Below are 2,552 nucleotides of genomic sequence, written 5' to 3'. Positions count from 1 at the left end.
GTGACGCCCTTGGTCATCTTCTCGATGAAGGCGTTGACCTGGCTTTCCGGCAGCGCGCCCATGAAGCCGTCGGCCGGCTGGCCGTTGACGAAGGCGATCACGGCCGGGATCGACTGAATGCCCATCTGGCCCGGAATGGCCGGGTGCTGGTCGATGTTCATCTTGACCAGCTTGACCTTGCCCTTGGCCGCCCTGACCGCCTTTTCCAGCACGGGGGTGAGCTGCTTGCAGGGTCCGCACCACTCGGCCCAGAAGTCGATCAGCACCGGCTGGCGCTTCGATTCCTCGATGACGTCCTTCACGAAGCTCTGGGTGGTGGTGTCCTTGATCAGATCGGCCGCAGCCGGGCTGGCGGCTCCGTTACCCTGGTCGATGATCGTCACGGGATCCCCTCGTCATGTCTGGAAGGACGGCTCTTTAGCACGTCGCCGGTCCGTATGCTTGTTGTCGGCCCTAAAATTGGGCCGGGACGGCCGAATTTCAATCCATGCGCGGTGATTCCGTGGTTCTGGCCCGATTTCGGCCGATTCGACCGGAAACGGGGTCGATAGAGGGTCCGATTAGCGCATCTTAACCGCCGGTAGCTGTTGCATTCCCCGCCCGCTTTTGGCATACGACAGCCGTTGCCGGCGCGTCATGCGACCGACACAGGATGCGGGTGTAGCTCAGTGGTAGAGCACGACCTTGCCAAGGTCGGGGTCGAGGGTTCGAGCCCCTTCGCCCGCTCCAATTTTTCCCAGAGCATCCAGTCCTGCCAGACGAAGCCGTGGTTTCCACGCCGTCGGCGGCTGGGTTGATTTTTTCCTGACGCTTTTTGACTTCACCGACGGCACAGCCCGCTTCTTCGCAGGAAGGGAATCCATGTCACCCAACGCGTCGCAAACAACGCCCGTCAGACGGCGGGGATAATTTAGCGGTTGGCGATCGCAAACAAACTCGCGGTGCTCGATGCCCGAGCGATGTCCCTATGCACTACGTCACGCGGCTCTCCGGCGATGACGTGACCAAACCATCCTATTGGGAAGACTGTCGTCGCGCCTCGAGGCGCCGAGCTTTGAGACAGGCTTCAGGCTGTGCGTCTTCACGCATGCAATCTTCGCAAAAGTCGTCCTGACATTTGACTCATTCGGAGGTCTCGCGACACGCAGTTATTCGCGAGGGCCACATCCCGTCACCAAATCGCGCCGCGATTGCGATTTTCTGCACCGGATCAAACCTCTGTCCGGCGTCACCTCGCACACTCCGGCTTTGGCGTTTCTACTGTGCATGGGGTTGTTTTCGCGGTTTGTGCGCTTTCGCGATGCAGCGAGACGGCATTCATCGCGGCATGTGCATCGCGAGAAAATTCTTTTCAACTTTGAACGGACCCAACTGCAGCGCGCGTGTTCCGCTTCTCACCGCCCGCGGATGTGCTAACCTTTTTCTCGTCTACTTCTCGGGTAGACTTCCGAACTTCGCCTCTCGACGAGCCATAACAAAATAACACGCAGCCTCCGCGGCTGCCTTTGGGGAGTGACGCGATGACATCGATCTTGCATCGATCCGTGCTGGCGCTTGCGGCCGTAGCCCTTCTTGCGGGGGCCAGTGCTGGCAATGCGCAGGACAAGAGCAAACCGCTGAAGAAATACGAATCCGGCACCAAGGAGTTCTGGACCCATCCGCCGGATGACTGGTTCCTCGGCGACGAGACCGAGGCGCAGAAGGGTCTGGCGCCGCCGTCGGGCCCGCCGACCGGCGCTTCCGACGCCGAGCTCGCCAACATCGTCAAGAAGATCAAGCTGCCGGCCGGCTTCAAGATCGAGGTCTACGCCTCGGGCGTGCTGGCCGCGCGGCAGATGGCCTGGGGCGACAAGGGCACGCTGTTCGTCGGCTCGTTCGGCCTCGGCAACGTCTACGCCATCAAGGACAATAACGGGAAGAAAGAGGTCAAGACCGTCCTGAAGGGGCTGAACATGCCCACCGGTCTCGCCTTCCGGGATGGCGCGCTCTACGTCATCGCCGTCGACAAGCTGATCCGCTATGACAATGCCGAGGCCAATCTCGACAAGCTCGGCGACGGCAAGGTCGTCTATGACGACATGCCGTCCTATGCCGCGCATGGCTGGAAGTACATCGCGGTCGACAAGGAAGGCTGGTTCTATATTCCGTTCGGACCGCCCTTCAACATCGGCATCCCCCCGACCAGCGTCTCCCAGATCCGCCGCGTCGATCCCAAGACCGGCAATGCCGAGATCTACGCGCTCGGCGTCCGCAATTCGGTCGGCGGCGACGTCGATCCCCGCACCGGCAAATATTGGTTCACCGAGAATGCGCGCGATTGGATCAGCGACGATCTGCCCAGCGACAAGCTGAACATGATCAACCGGATCGGCGAGCACTTCGGCTATCCCTATTGCCACCAGGGCAATCTGCCCGACGACAAGTTCGCGATGGGCCACAAATGCTCGGAGTTCACGCCGCCCGTGCTGAACCTCGGCGCGCACGTCGCCCCGCTCGGCATGAAGTTCTATACCGGTGATCAATTCCCCGCCGAGTACAAGAACAACATCTTC

Annotated in this window: 2 protein-coding genes and 1 tRNA gene; 2 read left to right on the top strand and 1 reads right to left on the bottom strand. The window is 60.9% G+C overall.

Features of this window, described 5'->3' with window-relative positions:
* On the bottom strand, positions 1-383 hold a 383-nt coding region (trxA, locus tag NLR35_RS33720), incomplete at its 3' end, for a thioredoxin (RefSeq protein WP_257170855.1).
* A gap of 271 nt (positions 384-654) precedes the next feature.
* Here trxA and NLR35_RS33715 point away from each other — a divergent pair.
* Both NLR35_RS33715 and NLR35_RS33710 read left to right on the top strand, forming a co-directional pair.
* A tRNA-Gly gene (locus tag NLR35_RS33715) sits at positions 655-729 on the top strand.
* A gap of 791 nt (positions 730-1,520) precedes the next feature.
* Positions 1,521-2,552 (top strand): sorbosone dehydrogenase family protein (locus tag NLR35_RS33710; protein WP_257170854.1); only part of this gene is annotated, 1,032 nt, incomplete at its 3' end.

It is taken from the genome of Bradyrhizobium sp. SRS-191 (assembly GCF_024586915.1).
GTDB lineage: Bacteria > Pseudomonadota > Alphaproteobacteria > Rhizobiales > Xanthobacteraceae > Bradyrhizobium.
The sequence above is the reverse complement of the archived record's forward strand: the minus strand, read 5'-3'. Positions and strand labels throughout refer to the sequence as shown.